The organism is Isoptericola variabilis 225, from assembly GCF_000215105.1.
Lineage (GTDB): Bacteria > Actinomycetota > Actinomycetes > Actinomycetales > Cellulomonadaceae > Isoptericola > Isoptericola variabilis_A.
The window spans coordinates 2486221-2511513 of the sequence record NC_015588.1; the positions used below are offsets into that span (position 1 = coordinate 2486221).

General features: G+C 73.3%; 19 protein-coding genes. 3 read left to right on the forward strand and 16 right to left on the reverse strand.

What is annotated here, in order from left to right; genetic code table 11:
- Positions 1–37: 37 nt before the first annotated feature.
- Genes ISOVA_RS11505 through ISOVA_RS11515 form a run of 3 tightly spaced genes read right to left on the reverse strand, consistent with a single transcriptional unit; the run spans position 38 to position 5858 of the window.
- The gene (locus ISOVA_RS11505) at positions 38–1513 is read right to left on the reverse strand and encodes a GH1 family beta-glucosidase (protein ID WP_013839397.1); all 1476 of its coding nucleotides are present in this window, start codon (positions 1511–1513) and stop codon (positions 38–40) included.
- Positions 1510–3810, reverse strand: a complete 2301-nt coding sequence (gene yicI, locus ISOVA_RS11510; protein WP_013839398.1) for an alpha-xylosidase — start codon at positions 3808–3810, stop codon at positions 1510–1512. The genes ISOVA_RS11505 and yicI overlap by 4 nt, the downstream gene beginning before the upstream one ends.
- Positions 3807–5858 carry a beta-galactosidase gene (locus ISOVA_RS11515; RefSeq protein WP_041295406.1) on the reverse strand — a complete coding sequence of 684 codons (2052 nt, stop codon included), beginning with the start codon at positions 5856–5858 and terminating at the stop codon, positions 3807–3809. The genes yicI and ISOVA_RS11515 overlap by 4 nt, the downstream gene beginning before the upstream one ends.
- A 104-nt stretch (positions 5859–5962) precedes the next feature.
- Here ISOVA_RS11515 and ISOVA_RS11520 point away from each other — a divergent pair, with 104 nt between their 5' ends.
- Positions 5963–8602 (forward strand): glycosyl hydrolase family 95 catalytic domain-containing protein, encoded by a 2640-nt coding sequence (locus ISOVA_RS11520; protein WP_013839400.1) that lies wholly within the window; start codon positions 5963–5965, stop codon positions 8600–8602.
- Positions 8603–8605: 3 nt separating this feature from the next.
- Positions 8606–9622 (forward strand): LacI family DNA-binding transcriptional regulator, encoded by a 1017-nt coding sequence (locus ISOVA_RS11525; protein ID WP_013839401.1) that lies wholly within the window; start codon positions 8606–8608, stop codon positions 9620–9622.
- Here the strand turns inward: ISOVA_RS11525 and ISOVA_RS11530 are convergent.
- The 3 genes from ISOVA_RS11530 to ISOVA_RS11540 are packed head-to-tail and all read right to left on the reverse strand — an operon-like array spanning position 9612 to position 13287.
- On the reverse strand, positions 9612–10583 hold the full coding sequence (locus tag ISOVA_RS11530) for a carbohydrate ABC transporter permease (protein ID WP_049788335.1): 972 nt from the start codon (positions 10581–10583) through the stop codon (positions 9612–9614). The genes ISOVA_RS11525 and ISOVA_RS11530 overlap by 11 nt on opposite strands.
- Before the next feature lie 11 nt (positions 10584–10594).
- Positions 10595–11623 carry an ABC transporter permease gene (locus tag ISOVA_RS11535; protein ID WP_013839403.1) on the reverse strand — a complete coding sequence of 343 codons (1029 nt, stop codon included), beginning with the start codon at positions 11621–11623 and terminating at the stop codon, positions 10595–10597.
- Complete coding sequence (locus ISOVA_RS11540; RefSeq protein WP_013839404.1) at positions 11620–13287, reverse strand: extracellular solute-binding protein; 1668 nt, start codon at positions 13285–13287, stop codon at positions 11620–11622. The genes ISOVA_RS11535 and ISOVA_RS11540 overlap by 4 nt, the downstream gene beginning before the upstream one ends.
- A gap of 166 nt (positions 13288–13453) precedes the next feature.
- Between ISOVA_RS11540 and ISOVA_RS11545 the strand changes: the two genes are divergently transcribed.
- A complete protein-coding gene (locus ISOVA_RS11545) occupies positions 13454–16546 on the forward strand; it encodes a glycoside hydrolase family 3 C-terminal domain-containing protein (protein WP_013839405.1) in 3093 nt (1030 codons plus the stop codon).
- 14 nt (positions 16547–16560) lie between these two features.
- Here ISOVA_RS11545 and ISOVA_RS11550 read toward each other — a convergent pair whose 3' ends face one another.
- From ISOVA_RS11550 to ISOVA_RS11595, 10 genes are all read right to left on the reverse strand, one after another.
- Positions 16561–17796, reverse strand: coding sequence for an N-acetylglucosamine-6-phosphate deacetylase (locus ISOVA_RS11550; protein WP_013839406.1), 1236 nt, complete (start codon positions 17794–17796; stop codon positions 16561–16563).
- Positions 17797–17839: 43 nt separating this feature from the next.
- Complete coding sequence (gene nucS, locus ISOVA_RS11555; RefSeq protein WP_013839407.1) at positions 17840–18535, reverse strand: endonuclease NucS; 696 nt, start codon at positions 18533–18535, stop codon at positions 17840–17842.
- A gap of 58 nt (positions 18536–18593) precedes the next feature.
- Positions 18594–19013, reverse strand: a complete 420-nt coding sequence (locus tag ISOVA_RS11560) for a DUF2550 domain-containing protein (protein ID WP_013839408.1) — start codon at positions 19011–19013, stop codon at positions 18594–18596.
- Positions 19014–19023: 10 nt separating this feature from the next.
- Positions 19024–19305 carry a F0F1 ATP synthase subunit epsilon gene (locus ISOVA_RS11565; protein WP_013839409.1) on the reverse strand — a complete coding sequence of 94 codons (282 nt, stop codon included), beginning with the start codon at positions 19303–19305 and terminating at the stop codon, positions 19024–19026.
- Positions 19306–19402: 97 nt separating this feature from the next.
- The gene (gene atpD / locus ISOVA_RS11570) at positions 19403–20887 is read right to left on the reverse strand and encodes a F0F1 ATP synthase subunit beta (RefSeq protein ID WP_013839410.1); all 1485 of its coding nucleotides are present in this window, start codon (positions 20885–20887) and stop codon (positions 19403–19405) included.
- 61 nt (positions 20888–20948) lie between these two features.
- Positions 20949–21848: a F0F1 ATP synthase subunit gamma gene (locus tag ISOVA_RS11575; RefSeq protein WP_013839411.1), complete on the reverse strand. Its 900-nt coding sequence runs from the start codon at positions 21846–21848 to the stop codon at positions 20949–20951.
- A gap of 4 nt (positions 21849–21852) precedes the next feature.
- The gene (gene atpA, locus ISOVA_RS11580) at positions 21853–23478 is read right to left on the reverse strand and encodes a F0F1 ATP synthase subunit alpha (RefSeq protein ID WP_013839412.1); all 1626 of its coding nucleotides are present in this window, start codon (positions 23476–23478) and stop codon (positions 21853–21855) included.
- An 81-nt stretch (positions 23479–23559) separates the two neighbouring features.
- Positions 23560–24375 (reverse strand): F0F1 ATP synthase subunit delta, encoded by an 816-nt coding sequence (locus ISOVA_RS11585; protein WP_013839413.1) that lies wholly within the window; start codon positions 24373–24375, stop codon positions 23560–23562.
- Complete coding sequence (locus ISOVA_RS11590; protein ID WP_013839414.1) at positions 24375–24962, reverse strand: F0F1 ATP synthase subunit B; 588 nt, start codon at positions 24960–24962, stop codon at positions 24375–24377. The genes ISOVA_RS11585 and ISOVA_RS11590 overlap by 1 nt, the downstream gene beginning before the upstream one ends.
- Positions 24962–25201, reverse strand: coding sequence for an ATP synthase F0 subunit C (locus ISOVA_RS11595; protein WP_013839415.1), 240 nt, complete (start codon positions 25199–25201; stop codon positions 24962–24964). The genes ISOVA_RS11590 and ISOVA_RS11595 overlap by 1 nt, the downstream gene beginning before the upstream one ends.
- Positions 25202–25293 lie beyond the last annotated feature (92 nt).

Below are 25293 nucleotides of genomic sequence, written 5' to 3' on the forward strand. Positions count from 1 at the left end.
GCACGGCACGCGTCGCCGCCCCTCCGGGCGCGGCCCCTCAGGCGTCGAGCGGCTCGACGTCCGTCAGCCCCGGCAGCGTGCCCGTCGCGGCCAGGCGTGCGTACCAGTACGCCGAGTCCTTCCACGTGCGCTCGCCCGTCGGGTAGTCGACATGGAGGATGCCGAACCGCTTGGAGTACCCGTAGGACCACTCGAAGTTGTCCATGAGCGACCACGCGAAGTACCCGCGGACGTCCGCTCCGGCGTCGAGCGCCGCGCCGACGGCGTCGACGTGGTCGTGCAGGTAGCGCACGCGCCGCTCGTCGTGCACGCGACGGCGTCCCGCGCCGTCGACGGTGAGCTCGTCGGCGAACGCGGCGCCGTTCTCCGTCACGGCGAGCGGCAGGTCCGGGTACCGGCGGGCCAGGTCGAGCAGCAGCTCGGTCAGGCCCGCGGGTTCGATGTTCCAGCCCATCTCGGTGTGCGGGCCCGGCTGGGGCAGGAACTCGACGTCCGTGACGCCCACCCACGGGGACGCGCCGGTGGTGCGGTGGCCGTCCGCCTGCTCGGGCGCGCCCTCGCCGGTGAACTTCCGCACCAGCGTCGTGGAGTAGTAGTTGACGCCGAGCACGTCGAGCGGCTGACGGATCTGCTCGAGGTCGCCGTCCTGCACGAACGACCAGTCGGTGACCGCCGCCGTGTCGTCGAGCAGGTCCTGCGGGTACGCGCCGTCGAGCATCGGCCCGGTGAAGGCGCGGTTGGCCAGCGCGTCGATCTTCCGGACGGCGTCGGCGTCGCCCTCCGACGACGGGTCCGCGGGCCGGATGACGTGCAGGTTGAGCGTGACCGAGGTCTTCGCGCCGGGCAGCTCGTCGCGGATCGCCTGCACGGCGAGGCCGTGGGCGAGGTTGAGGTGGTGCACGGCCGCGAGCGCCGCCGCCGGCTCGGTGCGGCCCGGGGCGTGCACGCCCGAGGCGTACCCGAGGTAGGAGCTGCAGAACGGCTCGTTGAGCGTCGTCCACACCTCGACCCGGTCCCCCAGCTCGCGGGCCATGTGGCGCGCGTACTCGGCGAACGCGAGCGCGGTGTCGCGGTTCGCCCAGCCGCCGGCGTCCTCGAGCTCCTGCGGCAGGTCCCAGTGGTAGAGCGTCACGTAGGGGCGGATGCCGCGCTCGTGCAGCGCCTCGAGGAGCCGGCGGTAGAACTCGACCCCCTTGGCGTTGAGCGGGCCACGGCCGCCCGGCTGCACGCGCGGCCAGGAGATCGACAGGCGGTAGGCGCCGACGCCCAGCCGCGCGAGGTGCTCGACGTCCTCGGGCCAGCGGTGGTAGTGGTCGCACGCGACGTCGCCCGTGTCGCCGTCCTGCGTGCGCCCGGGCGTGTGCGAGAACGTGTCCCAGATCGACGGCCCGCGACCGTCCTCGGTGGCGGCGCCCTCGATCTGGTAGGCCGCGGTGGCGGTGCCCCACAGGAAGTCGGTCGGGAACGTGCGTCGCGCGCTCGTCGCCGTCTGGGTGTCGGTCGGTGTGCTCACAGCTGGATCCTCACTTCTCCGGGTCCGGTCGCGCCGGCGCGGCGGCCGCCGACCTGGACGGTCCATCCTGCAGGTGCGTCGTCGCTCGTCACGACGACGGCGCCCCCGTCGCGCCGCACGCGGAACGTCGCGGGCGCGCCGCTCCCGCCGGGGACGGTCGTCACCGTGTCGTGCCCGTCCTCGAGACCGACGCAGTGCAGCGTGACGTCCTCGGCCCACGCGTAGTCCGGCCGGTCGGTGCGCGAGCCCACGGGCAGGACGCTACCCGGGCGCACGAGCAGCGGCAGGCTGTCGTAGCCGTGCGTCTCGGTGACCCACCGCGGGCCGGTGACCGTCTCGGGACGGCCCGTCGCGTCGTCGGGCAGCAGACGGGTCCACGTGCCCTCGGGCACGTAGTACTCGACCCGCCCGGCGGCGTCGAGCACCGGGGCGACGAGCAGCGCGTCGCCGAGCATGTACTGGGTGTCGACGCCGTAGGTGCCGCGGTCGTGCGGGAACTCGAGGACCATGGGCCGCATCACGGGCGTGCCTGTCGCGTGCGCCTCCTCGCCGAGCCGGCCGAGGTAGGGCATGAGCGACATCTTCAGGTGCGTGAACCGGCGCGCGACGTCGACGGCCTCCTCGTCGAACGCCCACGGGACGCGGTACGACGACGAGCCGTGCAGGCGCGAGTGGCTCGACAGCAGGCCGAAGGCGAGCCAGCGCTTGAAGACGCCGGCGTCGGGCGTGCCCTCGAACCCGCCGATGTCGTGGCTCCAGTACCCGAACCCGGACAGCGACAGCGACAGGCCGCCGCGCAGCGACTCGGCCATCGACGCGTAGGTCGAGTCGCAGTCGCCGCCCCAGTGGACGGGCAGCTGCTGACCGCCCGCGGTCGCCGACCGCGCGAACACGACCGCCTCGCCCGCGCCGCGACGGCGCTCGAGCAGCCGGAAGACGGCCTCGTTGTAGAGCTGGGCGTAGTAGTTGTGCATCTTGCGCGGGTCCGAGCCGTCGTGCCAGACGACGCCGTCCGTCGGGATCCGCTCGCCGAAGTCGGTCTTGAAGCAGTCGACGCCCTGGTCGAGCAGGCGCTCGAGGTGGCCGGTGTACCACGCGGTCGCCTCGGGGTTGGTGAAGTCGACCAGCCCCATCCCGGCCTGCCACATGTCCCACTGCCAGACGCCGCCGTCGGCCGTGCGCAGCAGGTAGCCCTTCTCGGCGCCCTCCGCGAACAGCGGGGAGCGCTGCGCGATGTACGGGTTGATCCACACGCACACCTTGAGGCCGCGCTCGTGCAGCCGGGCCAGCATGCCCTCGGGGTCCGGGAACGTGCGCGGGTCCCACTCGAAGTCGCACCACTGGTACTCGCGCATCCAGAAGCAGTCGAAGTGGAAGACGCTCAGCGGCAGGTCGCGCTCGGCCATGCCGTCGATGAAGCTCGTGACCGTCTTCTCGTCGTAGTCGGTCGTGAACGACGTCGACAGCCACAGCCCGTACGACCAGTCCGGCACGCGCGCGGGCCTGCCGGTCAGGCCGGTGTAGCGCCGCAGCACGTCCTTGGGGGTCGGCCCCGCGATGACGTAGTACTCGAGCGCCTGGCCCTCGACCGAGAACTGCACGCGCGTGTTGACCTCGGAGGCGACCTCGAACGAGACCCGCTCGGGGTGCGCCACGAACACGCCGTAGCCCTTGCTCGTGAGGTAGAGCGGCACGTTCTTGTAGGCCTGCTCGCTCGACGTGCCGCCGTCCTCGTTCCAGATGTCGACGGCCTGGCCGTTCTTGACGAACGGCCCGAACCGCTCCCCCAGCCCGTACACGTGCTCGCCCGGCTCGAGCGTGAGCTGCTCGTGCACCCACGAGCCGCCCGCGAGGGGCCCGTGCTCGGCCGTCATGACCCCGACCGACTTCGGCAGGCTCGACGTGAGCGCGCGCCCGTCGTGCTCGAAGTCGACGTGCCAGCGCCCGCCGCGGTGCACGCGCACGGTGAGCCCGCCGGTCTCGAGCACGCCCGCGTGCTCGTCGACCTTGACCACGGGCCGGTAGCCGTCCTGCGCGGTCACGGCGAACGCCGGGCCCGACGACGCCGCCCCCGCGTGGTGCTCGACGCGCACCTTGACCACGCCCGGCGCGGGCGAGGAGTACGTGACCGTGACCATCGGGCGGTTGAGCGTGTCGCCGCGGTGGCGGATCGCCGCCGTCGGCGCGTAGACCGTCATCGTGCCCGCCGCCTCGTCGACGCGGACGTCGTCGACCTCGACCGCGTAGAGCGGGCTGATCCCGCGTCGCGTCTGCCAGTAGCCGTCGGTGAACTTCATCGTTGCCTCTCGATCAGGACGACGGCGCCCGTGGCGGGGACGTGCGCCTCGCCGTCCACCGGCGCTCCGGTGAGCAGGTCCGTCGCCGGTGCCGGGACCGGGACCCGGGCGTCGACGTCGGAGTGGTTGAGCAGGAACAGGGCGTCGCCACGGCGCACGGCCTCGAGCCCGTCGACGGCACGGACGCCGGGCAGGACGGGGGCGACCCCCGCCGCGTCGAGCGCGTCGCCGACGACCCGCTCGAGCAGGGGTGCGTCGGGGACCGTGCCGACGTACCAGGCGTGGCCCGCGCCCGTCCGGGCGCACGTCACGGCGGGCAGGCCGGCGAGGTGTCCCTCGGCGAACCGCGCGAGGACCGTCGCGCCCTCGGCACGCAGCGCCTCGCCGAAGATCGCGGCGTGCGCGTCCGCGGCGACGCCGGCCGCGCTCCGCCAGCCGTCCGGTTCGACGACCAGCCGGACGCCGCCGTCGGGCAGCGGCGCCCACTCCTCGCCGCCGACGCGCAGCAGGTCACGCAGGAGGGCGGGGAACCGGCCGGTGCGCACGTGCGCGTTCTCGTCGGCGACGCCGGTGAACGGTCCGACGACGGCGCTGGCGCCCCGCTCGACGGCCACGGTCACGCCGGCTGCCGCGCGCTCGTCGAGCAGGTACGTCTGCGGCACGAGCACGACGTCGTAGGGGTCGAGGGCCGTCCGTGGGTGGACGACGTCCGCCGCGACCCCGGCCTCCCACAGCGGGCGGTACCACGCCCGCAGCTGCGCGAGCGTGTCGAGCCTCGTCGTGGGTCGGGCGAGCTCGTGGGCGGCCCACCACGACTCCCAGTCGAAGAGCAGCGCGACCGTGGCGGCGACCCGGGTGCCGACGACCGGTCGGAGCCGACGCAGGTCGGCGCCGAGGCGCCGGATCCCGGCGTGGGCCCGCGTGTCGGGACCCGCGTGGGGAAGCATCGCCGAGTGGAACCGCTCGGCCCCCGCGCGCGAGGCGCGCCACTGGAAGAAGCACACGCCGTCCGCGCCGCGCGCGACCGCCTGGAGCGACTCGAGCCGTGACCGCTCGGGGGACTTGGGGAGGTTGTGGTCGCGCCAGCTCACGGCCCCCGCCGCCTGCTCCATGAGCACCCACGGCCGCCCGCCGCCGAGCGAGCGCACGAGGTCCTGGGTCAGCGCCGAGTCGGCCGGCGCGTCGGGGTCGCCGGGGTCCGGGTAGGCGTCGTCGGCCACCACGTCGAGGTCGTCCGCCCAGGACCAGTAGTCCGCGAGCGGGAAGAAGCCCATGAGGTTGGTGGTGATCGGCCGCCGCGGGTCGCGCGCGCGGACGAGGTCGCGCTGCTCGCGGTAGAGAGCGAGGAGCTGGTCGGACGAGTACCGCCGGAAGTCGAGCGCCTGCGTCGGGTTGGGGTGGTAGGGCATGCGCCGCGGCGGGAGGATCTCCTCCCAGTCGTCGTAGCGCTGGGACCAGAACGTCGTGCCCCAGGCCTGGTTGAGGCGCTCGATGGTGCCGTAGCGCTCGCGCAGCCACCGGCGGAACTCCCGCGCCGACTCGTCGCCGTAGCAGACCTGGCCGAACTCGTTGCCGACGTGCCACATCCGCACGGCGGGGTGGTCCGCGTACCGGTCCACCAGGTCGGCGGCGATCGCGAGCGCGTGCTCGCGGTACACGCGCGACGCCGGCGAGAAGTGGTTGCGGGATCCGGCCACGAGCCGCACGCCGTCGGCGTCGACGGGCAGGGTCTCCGGGTAGAGGTGCCCGAGCCAGGCGGGCGGCGACGCTGTCGGCGTCGCCAGGTCCACGCCCACGCCGTGCGCGTGCAGCAGCTCGATCACCTCGTCGAGCCAGGCGAAGTCACGGACGCCGGGACGCGGCTCGTACCGGGCCCAGGAGAACACCCCGACGGTCACGAGGTTGACGCCCGCCTCCTGCATGAGCCGCGCGTCCTCGCGCCAGGTGGCCGGGTCCCACTGCTCGGGGTTGTAGTCCCCGCCGTACAGCAGCCCGACGTCGTCCGTGAGCGCGGCGAACCGCGCCCCCGCGCCCTCGGCCTGCGTCATCACCGGCACCGTCGCCTCCTGGTGGTCCTGAATCGATGGTCGTCCGCGGCGCCGCCCTCGGCGACCGCATTTGTCGAAGCGTTTCAACACGCTAGCCTGGAATCATGTCCGGTGTCCAGCGTCGCCACACCTCCGCCCCCGACCAGCCCTCCGGCCGCCCAGAGCAGCACAGCACGGCTGGTTTGCCGCGCAATCTCGCCAATCTCGACCGCGCGGACGACGCCGCCGCACCGGACGAGCTGCATCTGCTGCGGTACGACCGTCCCGCGTCGAAATGGATCGAAGCGCTTCCGGTCGGGAACGGGCACCGCGCCGCCATGTGCGCCGGACGGCCCGCCCGCGAGCGCCTGTGGCTCAACGACGTCACCGCGTGGTCGGGCCCGCCCCCGGACGACCCGCTCGCCGGCACGCGCGCACGCGGGCCCGAGCACCTCGACCGGGTGCGTCGCGCGGTCGACGAGGGCGACGTGCGCACCGCCGAACGCCTGCTCCAGGACCTCCAGACGCCGTGGGTGCAGGCATACCTCCCCCTGGCCGAGCTCGAGGTGTCCGTGGTCCCCGGCGAGGGGAACGGGCCGACGGACGACGTGACGTTCGCCGGGCGGCACCTCGACCTGCGCACCGCGGTCGCCACGCACGCGTGGACGTCGCCCGGGACCGGCCGGGTCGTCCAGGAGACGTGGGCCGACGCGCGCGGCGGCGTGCTCGTGCACGTCGTCCGTGCCGAGCGGCCTGTGCGCGCCGAGGTGCGCGTGAGCTCCCTGCTGCGACGGGCCGACGAGGTGCGCCCCGACGCGGACCGGGGCGCCGGACCCGCGGACGGCGGGGCGCGCCTGCACGCGGTGCTGGACCTGCCCGTCGACGTCGCGCCCGGTCACGAGCCGGTCGACGACCCGGTCCGGTACGCACCGGACGGCAGGCAGGGAGTCGTCGCGGTCGCCGCGCTCGGCGACCCGGAGGCCGTCGTCGAGCAGGACGTGCTGCGGACCGCCACCGCCCGGTGCCACGTGCTCGCCGTCGCCACGGCCACGACCGACCCGCCGGGCGACGTGCCCGCAGACCGGTCCGCCGCGAGCCGCGTCGCCGCGATGCTCCGTGAGGCGGGGTCCGTCGCCGTGCCGGGTCCGGCGGGCGATGGTGCGCGTACCGCCCTCGCCCGCGAGCTGCGCGCGGCGCACGTCGCCGCCCACCGCCGGCTCTACGACCGCTGCCGCCTCGTGCTCCCCACCCCGCCCGAGGCGCTCGGCCTGCCGACCGACGTCCGCGTCGCGGCGGCGCAGCACCGGCCCGACCCGGGCCTCGCCGCGCTCGCGTTCCACCACGGGCGCTACCTGCTCGCCGCGTCGTCGCGCGATGGCGGCCTGCCGGCGACGCTCCAGGGCATCTGGAACGCGGAGCTGCCCGGTCCCTGGAGCAGCGCCTACACGCTCAACATCAACACGCAGATGGCGTACTGGCCGGCCGAGGTCACGGGGCTGGCCGAGTGCCACGAACCGCTGCTGCGCCTCGTCGCCCGGATCGCCGCCGGGCCGGGCGGCGTCGTCGCGCGCGAGCTCTACGGCACCGACGGCTGGACCGCTCATCACAACTCGGACGCGTGGGCGCACGCCGCGCCGGTCGGCGCCGGGCACGGCGACGCGTCCTGGGCCGCCTGGGCGATGGGCGGGCTCTGGCTCGCGCAGCACCTCGTCGAGCACCACCGCTTCGCCGCCGACACGGACGGCGACGCCTTCCTGCGCGACGTCGCGTGGCCCGTGCTCGAAGGTGCGGCGCGGTTCGCCCTGGGCTGGGTCCGCACCGAGACGGACGCCGACTCCGGGCGCGTCGTCCGGGCGTGGACGAGCCCCTCGACCTCTCCGGAGAACCGCTTCACGGCGGACGACGGTGCACCGGCCGCGGTGACGACGTCGGTCACGATGGACGTCGCGCTCGTACGGTGGCTCGCCGAGGCGTGCCGCGAGGCGGCCGAGGTGCTCGGCCGTCGCGACGCCTGGGTGGACCGTCTCGTCGAGGTGGCCGCAGCCCTGCCGCACCCGCGTGCCGGTGCGCGCGGCGAGCTGCTCGAGTGGGACCGTGAGCGCCCCGAGGCCGAGCCCGAGCACCGGCACCTGTCGCACCTGGTGGGGCTGTTCCCGCTCGGCACGCTCGACTCCGCGACGACGCCCGATCTCGCCGCCGCCGCGGAGAGGACGCTCGAGCTGCGCGGCCCGGAGTCGACCGGCTGGTCGCTCGCGTGGCGCGTCGCGCTGTGGGCGCGCCTCGGCCGGGCGGGCAGGGCGCACGAGCAGGTGCTGCTGGCGCTGCGACCGGCCGCCGACGGCCGCCACGGCGGCGAGCACCGCGGAGGTCTCTACCCCAACCTGTTCAGCGCGCACCCGCCGTTCCAGGTGGACGGCAACTGCGGCCTGACGGCCGGGATCGCCGAGATGCTGCTCCAGTCGCACCGGTCGGTCGACGGCACGCCGGCCCTCGACGTCCTTCCCGCGCTGCCGGACGCGTGGCCCGACGGCCGGGTCACGGGCCTGCGCGCTCGCGGCGGGCTCCGCGTCGATCTCGTGTGGCGCGCCGGTCGCGCCGAGCGCGTCCGCGTCCACGGCCCGCGGGAGCGGGATGCCGCCGTCGTGGTCCGCGTCCCGGGCGGCCCGCCCGCGGGGACAGCCCTGCGCGTGCCGCGCGGCGCTACGGTGACCTTCGAACCCACAACCGGGGACGCGCGTGTCGCCGGACCCGTCGCGAGGAGCTGAGAGATGGCCACGATCGAGGACGTCGCACGCGCGGCGGGCGTCTCCGCGTCGACCGTGTCGTACGTCCTGTCGGGGAAGCGGTCGATCTCCGCTCCCACGCGCCGGCGCGTCGAGCACGCGATCGCCGAGCTGGGGTACCGTCCGCACGCCGGGGCCCGCGCGCTCGCATCGAGCCGGACCAACGTCATCGGCCTCGTCGCACCGCTGCGCTCCGGCGTGGACGTCGCGGTCATCATGCAGTTCGTGACGGGGGTCGTGACGCGGGCGCGCGAGTTCGACCACGACGTGCTGCTCCTCACCCAGGACGACACCGGGGGCCTCGAGCGCGTCGCCGCCGGCTCGATGGTCGACGCGATCGTCGTCATGGACGTCGAGGCCGACGACCCGCGCATCCCGACGCTCCGCGCGCTCCGTCAGCCGACCGTGCTCATCGGCCTGCCCCGCGAGCCCGCGGGCCTGAGCTGCGTCGACCTCGACTTCGAGGCCGTCGGCCGCCTCGGCGCCACGCACCTCGCGCGGACCGGCCACACCGACGTCGCGCTCGTCGGGTCGCCGCCGGAGGTGATGGCCCGGCACACCTCCTACGCCGACCGGGTGGTCCGGGGCTTCCGCGAGGCGTGCGCGGAGCACGGGCTGCGCGGCGAGATCGAGCCGTGCGAGCCGACGCCGGCCGGCGCACGGCACGCGGTCGACGCGGTGCTGGACCGGGCGCCGGGCACGACAGGACTGCTCGTGCACAACGAGCGCGCACTCCCCCACGTCCTCGCGCACCTGGCCGAGCGGGGCCGGGCGGTACCCGACGACGTCTCGCTCGTCGCGGTGTGCCCCACGGACGTCGCTCTCGCCCAGTCGCAGCCGCTCACGAGTATCGACATCCCGGCGGAGGTCATCGGCGGCGTCGCGGTCGAGATGGTCCTCTCCCGCCTGCGGGGCGAGCAGCCCGCCGAGACGCGGCTGCTCGCCCCGGTGCTGACGGAGCGGGACAGCACCGCCGTGCACGAGGCCCACGTCAGCCCTTGATCGCCCCGAAGATGACGCCCTTGGTGAAGTGGCGCTGGACGAACGGGTAGACGAGGAGGATCGGCACGACCGCCAGCACCATGACCGCCATCTTCACGGGCAGACCGGTCACGGCTCCGGTCGCGACGTCAACCTGGCCGACGCCCGAGCCGGGCAGGGTGACGCCCTGCAGCACGTACGAGCGCAGGACGAGCTGCAGCGGCCACTTGGCGTTGTCGTTGATGTAGAGCATCGCGTTGAAGAACGCGTTCCAGTACCCGACGCCGTAGAACAGGGCGACGACGGCGATCGCGGCCTTCGACATCGGGGCGACGATCCGGAAGAGGATCCGCCAGTCCCCCGCGCCGTCGATGCGCGCGGCGTCGGTGATCGCCGGGTCGATCCCCATGAAGAACGACCGCAGGATGAGCACGTTGAACGCCGACACCGCCGTGGGGAGGATGAGCGCCCAGTACGAGTCGATGAGGCCGAGCGCCGACACGAGCAGGTAGGTGGGGATCATCCCTGCCCCGAAGAACATCGTGATGAGCAGGACGAACAGCAGCGGGCGGTGCCCGAACGAGCCGGGCCGGCTCAGGCCGTACGCCGCGAGCAGCGACACCGTGGTCGACAGCAGCGTGCCGACGGTCGTGACGCCGACCGACACGAGCGCGGCCCGCGTAACGATGCCGCCGCCGAGGATCTGCTGGTACGCGGCGAGCGTGAGCTCGCCCGGGACGGTGACGAGCCCGCCCGACCGTGTGATGTCCGCCTGGGTCGACAGGCTGGTCAGCACGATGGTGTAGAGCGGGAAGGCGACGGCGAGGACGATGAACGTCAGCACCACCGCCTTCGCGGTGAAGCCGATCGGTCCGGGACTCTCGTCCCACGTCGGCCGGTGCTTGGACCGGCGCCGCAGGGAGGGCCGCCGCGTCGTCGTGCCCGACGGCGCGAGGACGCCGCCCGGGGATCCTGAGGTCATGGTCGGTTGAGTCATGCGCGCTTGTACACCCCCGCCTCGCCGAACATGTGGGCGAGCTTGTTGGCACCGAGGACGAGCAGCAGCGAGACCACGCCCTTGAGCAGCCCGGCGGCCGCCGCGAAGGACCAGTCGCCGTTGATGACGCCCTGGTAGTAGACGTACGTGTCGATCACCTCGGCCGCCTGCGCGCCGACGGCGCCCCGCTGCAGGATGAGCTGCTCGAAGCCGACGGTGAGCGCGTCGCCGAGGCGCAGGATGAGCAGGAGGATGATCGTGGGGCGCAGCGCCGGGAGAGTGATGTGCCAGGTGCGCCGCCACTTGCTCGCGCCGTCCATGACCGACGCCTCGTAGAGCGCCGGGTCCACCGTCGACAGTGCCGCGAGGAAGATGATCATGCCCCAGCCGGCGTCCTTCCAGACCGACTGGGCGGTGATGAGCAGCAGGAACGTGTCCGGGTTCGTCATGAGGTCGAAGCCCGAGTACCCGTGCTCGGACAGCCGCTGCGCCACGAAGCCGGCCCCGCCGAACATCTGCTGGAAGATCGTCACGACGATGACCCACGAGAAGAAGTGGGGCAGGTAGACGACGGACTGGATCGCCGTCCGGATGCGCGGGGTCATGACGCTGTTGAGCAGCAGCGCCATCGCGATCGGCACCGGGAAGAAGAACACGAGCTGGAACCCGGTGATGAGCAGCGTGTTCCCGACCGCGTGCCAGAACGTGGGGTTGGCGAACAGCCGTTCGAAGTTCCACCAGCCGACGAACGGGCTGTTCGCGATCCCCACGTACGGCGAGTAGTCCTGCCACGCCACGACGTTGCCGAGCATCGGCACGTACGCGAAGACGGCGAGCAGCAGGACCGCCGGCAGCGTCATGAGGATGAGCGACCGGTCGCGCTTGAACCGGACCCTCCAGGACACCCTGCGCGTCGGGACGGCGGCGCCCGGGCCCGCGCCCTCGGCGGCCGCGGGGGCCTCCGAGGGCGCGGCCGACGCCGGGACCCCGCGCTCGCGGACGCGCTGCGTCGTGCTCGGCGTCACTGCTGGTCCAGGATGTCCTGGTAGAAGGCGCGGAGCTCCTCGCCGCCCGACGAGCGCCACGTCTCGACGGCCTCGTCGAGGTCGGCCATGGACTTGCGCCCGCGCGCGATGTCCTTCTCGAGGTCGGGGAACGGCGTCGCGAGCGAGGCGAACTGGCTCGGCTCGGTGATCTGCATGCCGTAGAAGACGGGCTCCTCGAGGTACTGGGCGGCGTCGGCCATCCAGGTGCAGAAGTCCTCGACGAAGCCGGGGTACTGCACCTTCGAGTTCACGACGGGCGGGTCCACGAGGAAGATGTACGTCGGCTGGAGCTCGGTCGCCGCGAGCTCGGTCGCGACGGGGAGGTTGTCGGCGTCGAGCTCGTAGTGGACGCCCTCGACGCCGAAGTTGATCAGCTGGTACTCCTCGGTGCCGAACGGCGACGCGAGGAAGTCCGCGACGGCGAGCATCTCCTCGATCTTGGCCTTGTCCTCGTTCTTCTTGATGAAGGAGAAGATGTTGGCCGGGTTGCCCTTGAAGAGCCGCGGCGTGCCGCCGTCGTGCGCGATCGGCTCGAACGGCTGCTGGTCGTAGTCGGGGTTGCTGCCGAGCTGGCGACCGAGCGCCTCGTGCCAGCCGCCGACGCCGTCGTTGGCGATGAGGGTCTGGCCCGACTCGAAGCGCTGCTTGGCGTCGGCGGCGTTGTCCGCGACGGCGTCGGGGTGCACGGCGCCCGAGGCGAACAGCTGGGCCTGCCACTCGAGAGCCGCCCGGTACTCCTCGGTCTCGACGCGGTGCACGAGCTTCCCGGCGTCGTCGACCTTCCACTTCGGCGGGACCGCGAACATCATCGTCGCGGCGGTCCACAGGTCGTCGGTGCCCCAGCGCTGCGCCGACGGGTCGGTGATCTCCCTGGCCAGGTCCAGCAGCTCGGCCGCGCTCCGCGGCTGCTCCGTGATGCCGAGCTCGGCGAAGATGTCGGCCCGGTAGAAGATCGCGTCCGTGATGACCTCGCCCGGGAACGGCAGCCCGTAGAGCTTGTCGTTGAAGACGCAGAACCGCCACGCGTCCGTCGGGATGTTCGCGAGGTTCTTGTACTTCTCGATCTTGTCGCCCGCGAGGTACGGCGTGAGGTCCTCGAACAGCGACTCCACCGCCTGGCCGAAGCGGGGCGGCACGTTCCACGACGGGATGCAGACCCAGTCCGGCACGTCCTTGGCCGAGGCGAGCACCGCCGCGAGCTTGTCGCCGTAGGTGTTGCCGTCGGAGATCTGGAACTCGATCGTCGTGCCGAGCGCCGAGCTGACCGCCTCGTAGTACTGGTTGCCCTGCGTCGGCGGGATCGTGCCCCACAGCGGCGTCATCGCCGTGTAGCGTCCGCCCGACCCGGGCGGGCTGGAGAACGCCCTGACGAGCTCGGCGGGAATCTTCGCGTAGCCGGCGGTCGAGCCGTTCACGCTCGGGAAGTCGGGGGCGACGTACTCGATCGGCACGTAGTTGGGCAGGACGCCCTGGCTGACGGCGCCGCCGCCGCCCGCGGCCCCCACCGCGCCGTTGCTGCTGCACGAGGCCAGCACGGACGGCATCCCGATCGCGGCCGCGCCGAGTCCCATGAGCCCGAGGAAGCTCCGGCGGTCGATCGGACGGCGGGTCACCGCCGGAGATCCGGACGACTGCGTCTTCATCTCTTCACTCCTTCGTGTCGTCACGGCACGTCGACGTGCCGTGAGCATCGCCGCTCCAGGCAGCGAGGCTGTCGAAGCGCTTCGACGTCGGAGCGTAGTCACGAACTCCTGGTCCTGGCAACACCCTGGAGCAGATCCATCCCAGCAGCCGCAAGCACTTTTCAGCATGGCCACCCTGCCGTATCGTCTCGCGGCAACGGTGACGCTCGCGCGGGCGCCGTCGAACCGTTTCGACCATACATCCGTCACGGACACGGGCCGCCAGGCCCACGAGAGGAGCACCGTGTCCCTCGAGGTGCACGACGACGTGACCGACCTCGGCCCCGACGCACCGCTGCGCCGTCGGGCCGAGCATCTTCTCGCTCGGCTGAGCCCCGAGGAACGGCTCGCGATGCTGCACCAGGCGGCGCCCGCGGTCGAGCGCCTGGGCCTGGCGTCGTTCCGCACGGGCACCGAGGCGCTCCACGGCGTCGCGTGGCTCGGCACGGCGACCGTCTTCCCGCAGCCCGTCGGCCTCGCCGCGACGTGGGACGTCGAACTCCTGCGGCGCGTCGGGGACGCGGTCGCGACCGAGGTGCGGGCGAAGCACGCCGCCGACCCCACGGTCAGCCTCAACGTCTGGGCACCGGTCGTCAACCCGCTGCGCCACCCGGCCTGGGGGCGGACCGAGGAGGGCTGGTCCGAGGACCCGCACCTCACCGCCCGGCTCGCCGGCGCCTACGCGCACGGGCTGCGCGGCGACCACCCGCGGGTGTGGAAGACCGTGCCGACGCTCAAGCACTACCTCGCGTACGGCAACGAGACCGACCGCGCCGTCACGAGCTCCAACCTCTCGCTGCGGACGCTCCACGAGTTCGAGCTGCCCGCGTACCGAGGCCCCGTGGAGGCGGGGGTCGTCGGTGCGGTCATGCCGTCCTACAACCTGGTGGACGGTCGGCCCAACCACGTGGCTCGCGAGCTGCTCGACGAGCTCCGGTCCTGGGCACCCGGCTCGATCGCGGTCGTGTCGGACGCCGCCGCGCCCACCAACCTCGTGGTCGGCGAGCGCTACTTCCCCGACCACGCGACGTCGCACGCCGCCGCGCTGCGCGCCGGCGTCGACTCGTTCACCGACAACGACGCGGACGCCGGCCCGACGACGGCACGCCTCACCGGGGCCCTCGCGCGCGGGCTGCTCACCCAGGACGACGTCGACCGGGCGGTGCTGCGCCTGCTCGAGCTGCGCCTGCGGACCGGGGAGCTCGACGGGGACGCCGACCCCTACCGCGGCATCGGGCCCGACGCGATCGACCTGCCGGCCCACCGGGCGCTCGCCCGCGAGGCCGTCGCGCGCTCGGTCGTCGTGCTGCGCAACGACGGCGTCCTGCCGCTCTCGGCGCCCACGCGCGTCGCCGTCGTCGGACCGCTCGCGGACCGCATGCTGACCGACTGGTACTCGGGGACCCCGCCGTACGCGGTGGGCGTCGGCACGGCGCTGGCCGAGCGCCTGGGCGACGCGCACGTCGAGGTCGTCACGGGCGCCGACACGGTGGCGCTGCGGTCGACGAGCGCCCACGCCTACCTCGCGGTGTCCGACGCCGGCGAGGCGGGAGCCGTCGTCGCCGCGTCCGAGCCGACGGCGAGCCCGGCCACCCACCTCGAGGTGACCGACTGGGGCGACGGCCTGCTCACGCTGCGCTCGTGCCTGACCGGGCGTCTGCTCACGGGCGCCGGCTGGATCGTGCGGGCCGAGGCCGACCGGGTGGGCGGATGGGTCGTGCAGGAGAGCTTCCGCAGGCATCAGCACGCCGACGGCACGTGGTCGCTCCAGCACGTCGGGAGCGGCCGCTGGCTGCGTGTCCAGCACGGCTCCGGGTCGCTCGTGGCCGACGCCCTGACCGCCGACGACGCCGAGCGCCTCGTGTGGCGCACCGTGCGCGCCGGCCTGCCGGCGGTGGCGGACGCCGCCGCACGGGCGGACGTCGTGGTCGTCACGGTCGGGAACGACCCGCACCTGTCCGGCCGCGAGACCGAGGACCGGCCGCATCTCGACGTGCCCCAGGCGGCGGTCGAGGTCTGGCGCGCGGCCCGCGACGCCTGCGACCGCAGCGTCCTGGCCGTCGTCTCGAGCTACCCGTACGTGCTCGGGCCCGAGCTCGCCGACGCGGGGGCCGTCGTCTGGACGAGCCACGGCGGCCAGGAGCTCGGTCACGGGCTCGTCGACGTGCTGGTCGGCGACGCCGAACCGACCGGACGCCTGGCCCAGTCGTGGCCCGCACGCGCCGAGGACGCGGGGGATTTGCTCGACTACGACGTCGCGGCGCAGGGCGCAACCTACCGGCACGCGACCGCGGAGGCGGCGTTCGCGTTCGGCCACGGCCTCACGTACACGACGGTCGAGTACGAGGCGGTCGTCGCGAACCCGGCGAGCGTCGACGCGCCCGCGCCGACGCACCGGCACCCCGCCCTCGGGGACTCCGGCACGGCGAGCCGGGTGGACGTCACCGTGACGGTGCGCAACAGCGGGCCCCGGCCCGCGGAGGAGCTCGTGCAGGTCTACGCGCTCGCGCCGCAGGACCTTCCGCTGCCGCCCGCTCGCCGGCTGCTCGTCGCGTTCGAGCGTGTGCGCCTGGAGCCGGGCGAGCGCCGCGAGGTGCGGCTGTCGTTCGACGTCGCGCGGCTCGCGGTGTGGGACCCCGCCGCACGCGCGGCCGAGCCGGGGCCTGACGACTGGTTGCACGCCGGAGCGCTACGGGTCCAGCCGGGCGAGTACGTCGTGGCGGCCGGCCCGTCGTCCGCGGACCTCCCCGTGCGGGCTGCTCTGCGCGTCGCCGGCCCGCCGGCACCCGCTCGGCGGGCCGCAGGGACCGTCGTTCCGGCGCACGCGTCCCACGCGGCGCACGGAGTCGTGCCGGGCGACCGGACCCGAGAGCGCGGCGCGGCGCTGGACGTCGCGGCCGGCTCCACCACGGGCTGGGCGCGCTACGACGGCCTCGACCTCGCCGGCGTCGAGGCGCTCGAGCTGCTCGTGGCCTGCGAGCGCCCCGTCCACGGGCGGATCACCGTCGTCTGGCGGGCGACCGGCGACGACGGCGGCGCGTGGCGCCCTCTCTCCGCACCCGTCCGGGCGCACGCCGCGGGCGGGCACGACGCGAGGTACGACTGGCGGCCGGTCCGCACGGACCTCGTGGAGGTGCCCGACGGCGTGGTCGACCTTCGCGTCGACCTGCCGATCGGCGTGCGGCTCGCCGAGCTGCGCTTCGTCACGGCGAGCGGCTGAACCCCGGGTCGGGCTCAGACGCCGGCGCCCGCCCGCAGCACGCGCTGCACGCGCAGGTCACGGTCGGTGACGACGACGTCGGCGCGCCGCCCCGCGACGAGGCCGCCGACGTCGTCGAGCCCGAGCACGCGCGCGGGCACCCACGACGCCGAGCGGACCGCGTCGACGAGCGTGATCCCGGCCGCGACGGTGGCGCGCACGACGTCGACGAGGTGGGCGGTGCCGCCGGCGATCGCGCCGCCCTCGGGGTGGTCGGGGTCCGTCGCGCGCGCGACGCCGTCGCGCACGGTGACGGCCATCGGCCCCAGCTCGTACGCGCCGTCGGCCATGCCCGCCGCGGCCATGGCGTCGGTCACGAGCGCGACGCGGTCGGCGCCGAGCGTGCGCACGACGCTGCGCACGGTGGCGAGCGCGAGGTGGACGTCGTCGGCGATGAGCTCGACGACCATCTCGCCCCGGGCCGCGGCGGCCAGGCAGGCGGCGATCGGGCCGGGCTGCCGGTGGTGCAGCGGCCGCATGCCGTTGAACAGGTGGGTCGCGGTCATCTCGCGTGGCGGGGCGCTCGGTCCGGCCGCGGCGCGCAGGCCCGCGACCACCTCGGCGACGAGCTCCTCGGCCTGCTCGGTCGTGCCGTCGGTGTGGCCGAGCGACGGGATCGCGCCCGCCTCGACGAGCGCCTCCGCGGCGCCGCCCGGTCCGGCGACGCCCTCGACCTCGGGGGCGACCGTCATGGTCCGCAGGTGCCCCCGGGCCGCGGCGGCGAGCTCGCGCACGAGCCCGGCGTCGCCGGGGACGAGCGCCGCGGGGCTGTGGGCGCCGCGGCGCGCGTGCGACAGGAAGGGCCCCTCGGCGTGGATCCCGGCGATCTCGCCGTCGTCCGCGAGGCCGGCGAGCAGCTCGGCGCGCTCGAGGAGCGTCGCGCGGTCGGCCGAGACGAGGGAGGCGAGCAGCGTCGTCGTCCCGTGCCGGCGGTGCTCGAGCACGGCGACCATCGCCTCGTCGCGCGTGGCGACGTCCGGGAAGCCCGCTCCCCCGCCGCCGTGGTTGTGCAGGTCGACCAGGCCCGGCAGCAGCGTGGTGCCCGGCGCCGGCCGGGGCTCGCCGGCGACGGCGGGGAACCCGGCCGCCGCGGCGTGTGCCACCGGGCCCACCCAGGCGATCCGGTCGCCGCGCACGACGACCGCGCCGTCGTCGAGCAGCGTGTCGGGGGTCGCCACGCGGCCGCGCAGCACGACGTCAGGTCCGGTCATGCGCCACATCCTGCCGCACGCGCCGCGGCCGGGCGGCACCCGTTCAGAACAGGCGGGACTCGACGTCGTCGACGCCGCGCATCGCGTCGTAGTCGAGGACCAGGCAGTCGATGCCGCGGTCGGTCGCGAGCACCCGCGCCTGCGGCTTGATCTCCTGGGCGGCGAACACGCCCCGGACCGGGGCGAGCAACGGGTCGCGGTTGAGCAGGTCGAGATACCGGGTGAGCTGCTCGACTCCGTCGATGTCGCCGCGCCGCTTGATCTCGACCGCGACCGTGCCACCGTCGGCGTCCTTGGCGAGGATGTCGACCGGGCCGATCGCCGTCATGTACTCGCGTCGCACGAGCGAGTGGCCGACGCCGAGGAGCTCGATCTGCGCGGCGAGCAGCTCCTGCAGGTGGGCCTCGACGCCGTCCTTGACGAGACCCGGGTCGACGCCGAGGTCGTGGCTCGAGTCGTGCTGGACCTCGTGCAGCTCGATCTCGAGGCGGTCGTCGGATTTCTGGTGCTGGACCGTCCACACCTGCGTGACGCCGCGCTCGCGGGCCTCGGCGTCGGGCTCCCCGACCGCCAGGGCGCACGGGGGGCTCATCCAGTTCAGCGGCTTGTACGAGCCGCCGTCCGAGTGGAGCAGCACGCTGCCGTCGGCCTTGACGACGAGCAGCCGCGTCGCGAGCGGCAGGTGGGCGGTGAGCCGGCCCGTGTACCGGGCCGAGCAGCGGGCGACGACGAGTCGCACGGTCCTCCTTGGACGGGGCGGGTACGCGGACGACGGCGCGACGACGCGCGGGCGAGGGTCAGACGACGAGGTCGCGACGACCGGGCGGCGCGGCCTCGAGCCACGACGCCAGGCCCGCGTACGCGCCCGACGACATCGTGAGCTCGAAGTCGGTGCCGTCGTACCGACATCGGACCAGGTACTCGTCCGGCTGGCCCGCCTGGTCCAGCGGGACCCGGCCGGTGATGCTCAGCTCCTCGCGCAGCCAGGTGCGCGTCGGGCGCGGCGACAGCGACCAGCACCGCCACCACTCGATGCGCCCGACCGCGTAGTGCGCGATGCCGAGCGACCACGCCGCCTGGGGGTTGCCGGCCGGGCGGGCGGAGCACGGGAACGAGCCCACCCGGCGCGACAGCGTCCGCAGCCGCGACGCACCGGTCGCGACGATCAGCGCCAGGACGACGAGGACCGCGATCCCGGCCCAGGCGACGAACGGCACCGTGAGGTCCTCAGGCCAGCGCGGACGAGCCGGCGTTCTCGGAGATCTCGTCGACCACGATGGTCACGAGGTCGTCGTCGACGGACACGAAGCCGCCGGTGACGTGTGCCTCGACGGCGACGCCCTGCGCGTCCGAGACCTTGACGGTCCCCGGGCGCAGCACCGCGAGGAGCGGCGTGTGGCCGGCGAGGATGCCGATCTGACCCTCGACGGACGGGGCGCTCACCTCGCGCGCCGCGCCCGACCAGACCTTGCGGTCGGCCGCGACGAGGTCGACGTTCAGCTCTGCCATGTCGAGCTCCTCCTGGGGGTTCGGTCCTCACCGCGTCGTCCCGCCGACGGACGCTGGTCCGTCGGCGGGACGACGCGAGGAGGGCGGGACGGGGACGTCAGGCCCCGTACTCCTTCTGGATGCGGGCCCAGTTGCGCTCGAGGTCCTCGAGGCCACCGATGTTGTAGAAGGCCTGCTCGGCGACGTGGTCGAACTCGCCCTCGGCGATCTTCTTGAACGCCTCGATGGTCTCGCTCAGCGGCACCGTCGAACCCGGCACGCCCGTGAACTTCTCGGCCATGTAGGTGTTCTGCGAGAGGAACTGCTGGATGCGGCGCGCACGCGCGACGACCGTCTTGTCCTCCTCCGAGAGCTCGTCGACACCGAGGATCGCGATGATGTCCTGGAGCTCCTTGTTGCGCTGCAGGATCGACTTGACCTGCGTCGCGACGTCGTAGTGCTCCTGGCCCACGTAGCGCGGGTCGAGGATGCGCGACGTCGAGGCCAGCGGGTCCACCGCGGGGTACAGACCCTTCGAGGCGATCTCGCGGGAGAGCTCCGTGGTCGCGTCGAGGTGGGCGAACGTCGTCGCCGGCGCCGGGTCGGTGTAGTCGTCGGCCGGCACGTAGATCGCCTGCAGCGAGGTGATCGAGTGACCGCGCGTCGAGGTGATGCGCTCCTGCAGGATGCCCATCTCGTCCGCGAGGTTCGGCTGGTAGCCCACCGCGGACGGCATGCGGCCGAGCAGGGTCGACACCTCGGAGCCCGCCTGCGTGAAGCGGAAGATGTTGTCGATGAACAGCAGCACGTCCTGCTTCTGCACGTCGCGGAAGTACTCCGCCATCGTCAGGGCGGACAGGGCGACGCGCAGACGCGTGCCCGGCGGCTCGTCCATCTGGCCGAAGACGAGCGCCGTCTTGTCGAAGACGCCGGCCTCCTCCATCTCGTGGATGAGGTCGTTGCCCTCACGCGTGCGCTCGCCGACGCCCGCGAACACGGACACACCGCCGTGGTCCTGGGCGACGCGCTGGATCATCTCCTGGATGAGGACCGTCTTGCCGACGCCCGCACCACCGAAGAGGCCGATCTTGCCACCCTGCACGTACGGGGTGAGCAGGTCGATGACCTTGATGCCCGTCTCGAACATCTGGGTCTTCGACTCGAGCTGGTCGAACGACGGGGGCTTGCGGTGGATCGGCCAGCGCTCGGTGACCTCGAAGCGCTCGCCGTCCTTGAGGTTGAGGACCTCACCGGTCACGTTGAACACGTGGCCCTTGGTGATGTCGCCGACGGGCACGCTGATGGGCGCGCCGGTGTCGGTGACGAGGGCGCCGCGCACGAGGCCGTCGGTCGGCTTGAGCGCGATGGCGCGGACCAGCGAGTCGCCCAGGTGCTGCGCGACCTCGAGGGTCAGGGTGAAGACCTTCTCGCTCTCGCCCTGGCTCGACAGGTCGATGTCGACCGTGAGGGCGTTGTAGATGTCGGGGATCGCGTCCTCGGGGAACTCGATGTCGACGACGGGGCCGATCACGCGCGCGACACGGCCAGTTCCCGGCTCGGTCGGGGCCGCGCCGTGTGGTGCTTCCACGGTGGTGGCGGTCATTGCTTGCCTCGCTTCGAAAGGTTCGTTCCGGGTGTCAGTTCTGACGTCGCGGTCGTGCGGGTCACGATGCCGCGAGGGCGTCGGCACCCGAGACGATCTCGCTGATCTCCTGGGTGATGTCCGCCTGGCGGGCCTGGTTGGCCAGGCGCGTGTAGGTGCGGATCAGGTCCTCGGCGTTGTCGGTCGCCGTGTGCATCGCGCGCTGGCGGGCAGCCAGCTCGGACGCCGCGGCGTCGAGCATGAACGCGAAGATGCGGCTGCGCACGTAGCGCGGGAGCAGGGCGTCGAGCACGACCTCCGGGGAGGGCTCGAAGTCGTACAGCGGCAGGGCCTGGTGCTCGCCGGGGACGGCCACGCCCTCCACGACCTCGAGCGGCAGCATCCGCACGACCCGCGGGCGCTGCGTCACCATGTTGACGAACTGCGTGTACACGACGTGCAGCTCGGCGACGCCGCCCTCCTCCGCCGGGGCGAGGAACGCGCCCAGCATCGTGTCGGCGACCTCGGTCGCGACGTCGACCTGCGGGTTCTCCGACCCGTACGACCACTCGGCCGCGAGCTCGCGCTTGCGGTAGCGGTAGAACGCGATCGCCCGGCGACCGGTGGCGTAGAGGCTGACCTCCTTGCCCTCGGCGCGCAGCTGCGCGACGAGCTTCTCGGTCTCGCGGACCAGCGACGCCGAGTACGCGCCCGCCTGGCCGCGGTCGGCGCCGATGACCAGCACCGCCACGCGGTTGGTGTCGTCGCGCTCGCTCGTCAGCGGATGGTTCGTCGACGAGTGCGTCGCCACGGCCGACACCGCACGCGTGATCGCCCGCTCGTACGGGGTGGCCGCCGCCGTGCGCGCCCGCGCCTTGCCGATGCGGGACGCCGCGATCAGCTCCTGCGCGCGGAACATCTTCTTCAGCGACTGCGTCGACTTGATCCGCTGCTTGTAGACGCGCTGGGATCCTCCGGCCATACGATCAGGCCTTCTTCTGCACGACGAGCTGCTCCTGCTCGACGTCCGCCTCGCCCTCGACCGCGCCACCGACGAGCGGGGCACCGCCGCTCTTGACGAAGCCCTTGCGGAAGTCGTCGACGGCCGCGGCGAGCGCCTGCTCGGTGTCGTCCTCGAGCTTGCCGGTCTCCGCGATCGTCGTCAGGACGTCGGTGTTGCGGCGCAGGTGGTCCAGGAGCTCGGCCTCGAAGCGCTTGACGTCCTCGACCGGGACGTCGTCGAGCTTGCCCTTCGTGCCGGCCCAGATGGACGCGACCTGCTCCTCGACCGGGTACGGCGTGTACTGGGGCTGCTTGAGCAGCTCCATGAGCACCGCACCGCGGGCCAGCTGGCCGCGCGACGCCGCGTCGAGGTCGGACGCGAACATCGCGAACGCCTCGAGCGAGCGGTACTGCGCGAGCTCGAGCTTGAGCGTGCCGGAGACCTTCTTCATCGCCTTGACCTGCGCGTCACCGCCGACTCGCGAGACGGAGATGCCGACGTCGACCGCGGGGCGCTGGTCGGCGTTGAACAGGTCGGACTGGAGGAAGATCTGGCCGTCCGTGATGGAGATGACGTTCGTCGGGATGTACGCCGACACGTCGTTCGCCTTGGTCTCGATCATCGGCAGGCCGGTCATCGAGCCGGCACCCAGCTCGTCGGAGAGCTTCGCGCAGCGCTCGAGCAGGCGGGAGTGCAGGTAGAAGACGTCGCCCGGGTAGGCCTCGCGGCCCGGCGGGCGGCGCAGCAGCAGCGACACGGCACGGTAGGCCTCGGCCTGCTTCGACAGGTCGTCGAAGATGATCAGGACGTGCTTGCCGTCGTACATCCAGTGCTGGCCGATGGCCGAGCCGGTGTACGGGGCGAGGTACTTGAAGCCCGCCGGGTCGGACGCCGGGGCGGCGACGATCGTCGTGTATTCGAGCGCGCCGGCCTCCTCGAGGGCGCCGCGCACCGCCGCGATCGTCGAGCCCTTCTGGCCGACGGCGACGTAGATGCAGCGGACCTGCTTCTTCGGGTCGCCCGACTCCCAGTTGGCCTTCTGGTTGATGATCGTGTCGATCGCGATCGCCGTCTTGCCGGTCTGGCGGTCGCCGATGATCAGCTGACGCTGACCGCGGCCGATCGGGATCATCGAGTCGATCGCCTTGATGCCGGTCTGCAGCGGCTCGTGGACCGACTTGCGCTGCATGACGCCGGGCGCCTGCAGCTCGAGGGCGCGGCGGCCCTCGGTCGCGATCTCGCCGAGGCCGTCGATCGGGTTGCCCAGCGGGTCGACCACGCGGCCGAGGTAGCCCTCGCCGACGGGGACCGAGAGGACCTCGCCGGTGCGGCGGACCTCCTGACCCTCCTCGATACCGGTGAACTCACCGAGGACGACGACGCCGATCTGGCGCACGTCCAGGTTCAGGGCGAGGCCGAGCGTGCCGTCCTCGAAGCGCAGCAGCTCGTTGGCCATGGCGCCCGGGAGGCCCTCGACGTTGGCGATGCCGTCGGCGGCCAGGGTGACACGACCGACCTCCTCGCTCACCACGCCCGCGGGCTCGTACGACTTCACGAAGCTGTCCAGAGCGGCCCGGATCTCCTCCGGCCGGATCGTCAGCTCAGCCATTGCTCTACTCCTGTCGTGGCCGCGCAGTCGCGGCCTCACGTTCTGGTTGCCGACCGGGGGCCGGCTGGGCCTGTTCGGGGTTCAGCCGGCCAACCGCCGACGGGCGTCGGCCAGGCGGGACAGCACGGTGGAGTCGACGACGTCGGCGCCGACCTGGATCCGCAGCCCGCCGATGACGGACGGGTCGACGGTCACGTTGAGCTGGACGGGACGGCCGTAGGCGCGCTCCAGGACCGCGCCGAGGCGCCGCTCCTGGTCGGCGGTGAGGACGGTCCCGCTGGTCACCGACGCGACGACCCGCTTGCGCCGTTCGGCCGCGACGTCGCCGTACCAGATGAGGGTCGGCACGAACCGGCGCCCGCGGAGCGCCGTCGTGGCACGACGCGCGAGCGCGTGCGTGACCGGGTCGACCTTGTCGCCGACGAGCGCGTCGACCAGCGCCGCGCGCCGCTCGCGGCTCGCCGTCGGGTCGGAGAGGGCCTGCCGCGCCTCGCGCTGGCCCACGAGGACCCGCGTGAGCCGGAACAGCTCGTCCTCGACCGCCTCGAGCGCGCCGCGCGCCTCGGCCGACGCGAGCGACGCGTCCACACCGAGCCGCTCGACGGCGTCGACCAGGTCCCCATCGCTCGACCACCGCGAGCGTGCGAGGCCCGAGACGAGGTCCACGACCCGCTCGTCGAACCCGCCGGCCAGCACGGCCGACACGAGACGCGCCTTGTCCTCGCCGTCACGGGACGGGTCCGCGAGCGAGCGACGCAGCGCGCCGGACTCGTCGAGCGCGTCCACGACGGCGAACAGCTGCTCGCCGAGGGTCAGCGCGTCCGTGCCCGCGGCCTGCAGCACCGGCTCGAAACGCTCCTGGGCTGCCGCCAGCGATGCTCCGCTCGTTCCCCGCATCAGTTCTCCTTGGCGCCGACGGGCTGCGTGACCGTCGCCTCGAGCTCGTCGAGGAAGCGGTCGACCACGCGCGACTGGCGGGCCTGGTCCTGCAGCGACTCGCCGACGATCTTCGACGCCAGCTCGGTCGCCAGGACGCCGACCTCGGCGCGCAGCGACACGGCCGCGGCCTGACGCTCCGCCTCGATCTGCCGCTTGGCCGTCTCGACGATCCGCTGGGCGTCCTCCTGGGCCTTCGCCCGCATCTCCGCGACGATGGCCGCACCCTCGGCGCGGGCCTCCTCACGGGTCTGCGCGGCCTCGGCACGAGCGTCCGCGAGTTGCTGGTGGTACTCCGCCAGCGCCGCCGCGGCCTCCTGCTGGGCCTGCTCCGCCTTCGCCAGGCCGCCCTCGATCTTCGCGGTCCGCTCGTCCAGCACCGCGTTGAAGCGGGGCAGGACGTAGCGGTAGAAGACGAACGCGATGACGAGGGTGATGACCGCCGACCAGAGCAGGTCGTACCCGGCGGGCAGGAACAGGTCGAGGCCCGAGACCTCCGTCTCCTCCGCCGCCACCACGACCGGGGCGGCGCTCCGCACCGCCGTCATCAGCCCGCGGCCGGGAAGAGGAAGCCGGCGACCAGACCCAGGAGCGCGAGCAGCTCGACGAACGCGACACCGAGGAACATGGTGGCGCGGAGCTGGCCGGCGACCTCGGGCTGGCGCGCGATGCCCTCGATGGTCTTGCCGATGAGGATGCCGAGACCGATGCCCGGGCCGACCGCGGCGAGGCCGTAGCCGACGGAGTTGAGGTTACCGGTGACCTCGGCGAGGGTGGTGACGTCCACTGGGTTTCCTTCCGTTGGGCGCCGGGCCGCTGGTGGACCGGCGTCGCTGACTTGCGCTTGTGGTGGGTGGTGGGCGGCCGTCGGAGGCTGAC

What these genes read in the sequence shown, in the direction of transcription:
- yicI (WP_013839398.1), bottom strand. Translation starts at nt 3,810, where the DNA reads ATGAAGTTCACCGACGGCTACTGGCAGACGCGACGCGGGATCAGCCCG.
- ISOVA_RS11515 (WP_041295406.1), bottom strand. Translation starts at nt 5,858, where the DNA reads ATGACGCAGGCCGAGGGCGCGGGGGCGCGGTTCGCCGCGCTCACGGAC.
- ISOVA_RS11520 (WP_013839400.1), top strand. Translation starts at nt 5,963, where the DNA reads ATGTCCGGTGTCCAGCGTCGCCACACCTCCGCCCCCGACCAGCCCTCC.
- ISOVA_RS11525 (WP_013839401.1), top strand. Translation starts at nt 8,606, where the DNA reads ATGGCCACGATCGAGGACGTCGCACGCGCGGCGGGCGTCTCCGCGTCG.
- ISOVA_RS11530 (WP_049788335.1), bottom strand. Translation starts at nt 10,583, where the DNA reads ATGACCTCAGGATCCCCGGGCGGCGTCCTCGCGCCGTCGGGCACGACG.
- ISOVA_RS11540 (WP_013839404.1), bottom strand. Translation starts at nt 13,287, where the DNA reads ATGAAGACGCAGTCGTCCGGATCTCCGGCGGTGACCCGCCGTCCGATC.
- ISOVA_RS11545 (WP_013839405.1), top strand. Translation starts at nt 13,454, where the DNA reads ATGGCCACCCTGCCGTATCGTCTCGCGGCAACGGTGACGCTCGCGCGG.
- ISOVA_RS11550 (WP_013839406.1), bottom strand. Translation starts at nt 17,796, where the DNA reads ATGACCGGACCTGACGTCGTGCTGCGCGGCCGCGTGGCGACCCCCGAC.
- ISOVA_RS11565 (WP_013839409.1), bottom strand. Translation starts at nt 19,305, where the DNA reads ATGGCAGAGCTGAACGTCGACCTCGTCGCGGCCGACCGCAAGGTCTGG.
- atpD (WP_013839410.1), bottom strand. Translation starts at nt 20,887, where the DNA reads ATGACCGCCACCACCGTGGAAGCACCACACGGCGCGGCCCCGACCGAG.
- ISOVA_RS11575 (WP_013839411.1), bottom strand. Translation starts at nt 21,848, where the DNA reads ATGGCCGGAGGATCCCAGCGCGTCTACAAGCAGCGGATCAAGTCGACG.
- atpA (WP_013839412.1), bottom strand. Translation starts at nt 23,478, where the DNA reads ATGGCTGAGCTGACGATCCGGCCGGAGGAGATCCGGGCCGCTCTGGAC.
- ISOVA_RS11585 (WP_013839413.1), bottom strand. Translation starts at nt 24,375, where the DNA reads ATGCGGGGAACGAGCGGAGCATCGCTGGCGGCAGCCCAGGAGCGTTTC.
- ISOVA_RS11590 (WP_013839414.1), bottom strand. Translation starts at nt 24,962, where the DNA reads ATGACGGCGGTGCGGAGCGCCGCCCCGGTCGTGGTGGCGGCGGAGGAG.